The sequence below is a fragment of the Rhodosalinus sp. genome (assembly GCF_041685465.1).
GTDB lineage: Bacteria > Pseudomonadota > Alphaproteobacteria > Rhodobacterales > Rhodobacteraceae > Rhodosalinus.
The window spans coordinates 1-3,838 of sequence record NZ_JAWLFS010000264.1 but is presented as its reverse complement, the minus strand read 5'-3'; the positions used below and the strand labels follow the sequence as shown (position 1 = coordinate 3,838).

Genomic DNA, 3,838 nt, shown 5'->3' with positions numbered 1-3,838 from the left:
GGCACCGTCTCCACCGCGGCGCGGCCTTTCTCGCGTCCGATGGACCCGGGCTGGCGCAGCTTCACCGCGCGGATGATCGCGCGCTCGGGGGCGACGGTGGTGCCGCTCTATTTCGAGGGGGCGAACTCGCGGCTCTTCCAGCTCGCCAGTCACCTGCACCAGACGCTGCGCATGGGGCTGCTGATCGCGGAGTTCCGCAAGCGGGTGAACACGCCGGTGCGCGTCGCGATCGGCACACCCATCCCGCCGGAGGAACTCGCCGCGCATGCCGGCGACGCCCGTGCCATGATGGACTTCCTCCGCCGCAAGACCTATGAGCTGTCGCCGAAGCCGCTCGGCAGCTACGAGTATGGCTTCGAGTTCGAGGAGCGGCACCGCGCCTGAGCGCGGGCGGGCGGAGCGACATGGCGGTTGGGATCTTCGACTCCGGCCTCGGCGGGCTGACGGTGCTGGACGCGGTGACGCGGCGGCTGCCCGAGGTGCCCGTCGTCTATCTCGGCGACAATGCGAATACGCCCTACGGCGTGCGCGACCCCGACGACGTGACCGAGCTGACGAAGCGCGGGGTGGAGCGGCTCTGGGACGAGGGGTGCGATCTGGTGATCCTCGCCTGCAACACCGCCTCGGCCGCCGCGCTGCGCCGCCTGCAGGAGACATGGGTGCCGCCCGACAAGCGCGTGCTCGGCGTCTTCGTGCCGCTGATCGAGGCGCTGACCGAACGGCAGTGGGGCGACAACTCCCCCCCGCGCGAAGTGGCGGTGAAGAACGTCGCGCTCTTCGCGACGCCCGCGACCGTGGCCTCCCGCGCCTTCCAGCGCGAGCTCGCCTTCCGCGCGATCGGCGTGGACGTGGAGGCACAGGCCTGCGGCGGCGTCGTCGACGCGATCGAGGAGGGCGACCTGATCCTCGCCGAGGCGCTGGTGCGCTCGCACGTCGAGGCGCTCCTGCGCAAGATGCCGCAGCCGGAGGCCGCGGTGCTGGGCTGCACGCATTATCCGCTTCTGGAGGATGTCTTCCGCGCCGCACTGGGGCCGGAGGTCGCCGTCTACTCGCAGCCGCGGATCGTCGCCGAGAGCCTTGCAGATTACCTCGTGCGGCGCCCCGGCATGCAGGGGGCGGGCGCGGCGGCGGGCTTCCTGACCACGGGCGATCCGGCGCGGGTCTCGGACCGCGCGGCGCAGTTTCTGCGGCGCGAGATCACCTTCTGCGGCGCATGAGGGTCAATACGAAAGGCGTTGCCATGACAGCCAAAATCGCCATTCTCGGGGCCTCGGGCTACACCGGCGCGGAACTCGTCCGGCTGATCGCCACGCATGGGGCGATGGAGATCGCCGCGCTCACCGCAGACCGCAAGGCCGGCAGCACCATGGGCGAGGTCTTTCCGCATCTGCGCCATCTCGACCTGCCGCGTCTCGCCCGGATCGAGGACGTGGATTTCGCGGGGCTCGACCTGGTGTTCTGCGCGCTGCCGCACGCCACGTCGCAGCAGGTGATCGCGGGGCTGCCCGCGGGCGTGAAGGTGGTCGATCTGTCCGCCGACTTCCGCCTGCGCGACCCGGCCGACTACGAGCGCTGGTACGGCAAGCCGCATGCGGCGCCGGAGCTGCAGAAGGAAGCCGTCTACGGCCTGACGGAATTCTACCGGGAGTCGATTCGCACCGCGCGGCTCGTGGCCGGGACGGGCTGCAACGCCGCCGCGGGACAATACGCGCTTCGCCCCCTGATCGCGGGGGGCGTGATCGACACGGGCGACATCATCCTCGACCTCAAGTGTGCCGTCTCGGGCGCGGGGCGGTCGCTGAAGGAAAACCTTCTGCACGCCGAGCTTTCCGAGGGCTATCACGCCTACGCGGCAGGGGGCACGCACCGCCACCTCGGCGAGTTCGATCAGGAGTTCTCGGCGCTCGCGGGGCGCGAGGTGCGCGTGCAGTTCACGCCGCACCTGATGCCGGCCAATCGCGGCATCCTCGCCACGGCCTATGTCAGGGGCGCGGCGCAGGCCGTGCACGACACGCTGTCGCAGGCCTACGGCGCCGAGCGCTTCGTCGAGGTGCTGCCGATGGGTGAACTTCCCTCCACAAGGCACGTCAGAGGCTCGAATTTCTGCCATCTCGGGGTCGTGGGCGACCGGCAGCCGGGGCGCACGATGGTGGTCGCGGCGCTCGACAACCTCACCAAGGGGTCGTCCGGACAAGCTTTGCAGAACGCCAACCTGATGCTAGATATACACGAGCATACAGGACTGATGCTCGCGCCCTGCTTTCCATGAGGGACACCCATGAAGGGTCTCAAGAAGAAACGCCGTATCCAGCTCATCGTCGTCGCCACGGTGGCGCTGATCCTCTCCACCGGCCTCGTCGGCTATGCGATGCGCGACGGCATCAATTTCTTCCGCGCGCCGAGCGAGATCGCCGCGGAGCCGCCCGCGCCGAACGAGACGTTCCGCATCGGCGGCCTCGTCGAGCAGGGGACGCTCAAGCGCGGGCAGGGAGAGACGGTCCACTTCTCGGTGACCGACGGCGGCGCCTCGATCCCGGTGACCTTCCGGGGCGTGCTGCCCGATCTCTTCGAGGAGAATCAGGGCATGGTGGGCACCGGGCGGTACGTGAACGGCGTGTTCGAGGCGAGCGAGATCCTCGCACGGCACGACGAGACCTACATGCCGAAGGAAGTGACCGACGCGCTCAAGGCGCAGGGGGTCTACCGCCACGGCGAGGACGCGCCCGAGTCCTGATCCGCGCAACGCGCGCTCGACCGGCCCGTCGTTAAACCGGCCGCGTCACCCTCTCCGCCGCCAGTCCGGGCGGAGGAGAGACCATGCGGAGCATACGCGAGATTGCCGAGGATATCGTGGACCGCGAAGGCGGTTACGTGGACGACCCCGACGATCCCGGCGGGGCCACGAACCACGGCGTGACGATCCATACGCTGCGCCGCCTCGGCCACGACATCGACGGCGACGGCGCGGTGACCGCGGACGACGTGCGCGCCCTCGACCGCGCCGAGGCGGTGGACATCCTGCTGCGTCACTACTACGCCGCGCCGGGCATCGCGCGCCTGCCCGAGGCGCTGCGCCCCACGGTCTTCGACATGTACGTCAACGCCGGCGCCGAGGCGGTGAAGATCCTGCAACGCCTGCTCGGCGACATGGGGCTGCGCGTGGCGGTGGACGGGATCATCGGCCCCGAGACCGCCGGCGCGGCCGAGGAGGCGGCGGCGATCGCGCCGGATCACCTCGCGGACGCCTACGGCATCGCGCGGCGCAACTTTTACCTGCGGCTTGCCGACCGCAGGCCGGAAAGCCGCAAGTACGCCCGGACCCGCGCCGGCGGCAAGGGGGGCTGGATCCGGCGGGCGGAGATCTTCATCTCGCCGCGCTACCACCTGACGGAGGCGGAGTTCCGCGCACGGGTGGCGGCATGGGACTGATCGGGCGGCTCCTCGACGCGCTCTTCGGGGCCGAGCGCAACGTCATCGCGGAGACGGCCGAGGTCTTTCGCGTCAACGCCGAGGCGGACGCCGAACGTGACGCGGAGGCGCGGGCGGCCGCGCTGGCGCAGTTCGCCGCGGAGTTCGTGCACCCGCGCCGCGGCCGCTTCGACCGTCTGGTGGACGCGCTCAATCGCCTGCCGCGCCCGGCGATGGCGCTCGGCACGCTGGCGCTCTTCGGGGCTGCTATGGCGGCGCCGGCCTGGTTCGCCGAACGGATGGGCGCGCTTGCCGCGGTCCCGGAGCCGCTCTGGTGGCTGCTCGGCGCGGTGGTGAGCTTCTATTTCGGCGCGCGCCATCAGGCCAAGGCGCAGGAGATGCAGCGCAGCCTCGCCGCCGGGCTGACACG

The 3,838-nt window shown here is 70.6% G+C and carries 6 protein-coding genes; all 6 read left to right on the top strand.

The window, feature by feature from the left end:
• Window positions 1–384, top strand: a 384-nt coding sequence (locus ACESL7_RS14015; protein ID WP_487247759.1) for a lysophospholipid acyltransferase family protein, incomplete at its 5' end; no start/stop codon positions are given.
• Between the two features lie 20 nt (window positions 385–404).
• Window positions 405–1,217 carry a glutamate racemase gene (locus ACESL7_RS14010; protein ID WP_372893924.1) on the top strand — a complete coding sequence of 271 codons (813 nt, stop codon included), beginning with the start codon at window positions 405–407 and terminating at the stop codon, window positions 1,215–1,217.
• A gap of 23 nt (window positions 1,218–1,240) precedes the next feature.
• Window positions 1,241–2,269, top strand: a complete 1,029-nt coding sequence (argC, locus tag ACESL7_RS14005) for an N-acetyl-gamma-glutamyl-phosphate reductase (protein ID WP_372893923.1) — start codon at window positions 1,241–1,243, stop codon at window positions 2,267–2,269.
• A 9-nt stretch (window positions 2,270–2,278) separates the two neighbouring features.
• Window positions 2,279–2,734, top strand: a complete 456-nt coding sequence (gene ccmE, locus ACESL7_RS14000) for a cytochrome c maturation protein CcmE (protein ID WP_372893922.1) — start codon at window positions 2,279–2,281, stop codon at window positions 2,732–2,734.
• Between the two features lie 83 nt (window positions 2,735–2,817).
• Window positions 2,818–3,429: a holin-associated N-acetylmuramidase gene (locus tag ACESL7_RS13995; protein WP_372893921.1), complete on the top strand. Its 612-nt coding sequence runs from the start codon at window positions 2,818–2,820 to the stop codon at window positions 3,427–3,429.
• Window positions 3,420–3,838: 3TM-type holin (locus tag ACESL7_RS13990; protein ID WP_372893920.1), on the top strand; the 419-nt coding region annotated here is incomplete at its 3' end. The genes ACESL7_RS13995 and ACESL7_RS13990, both read left to right, overlap by 10 nt.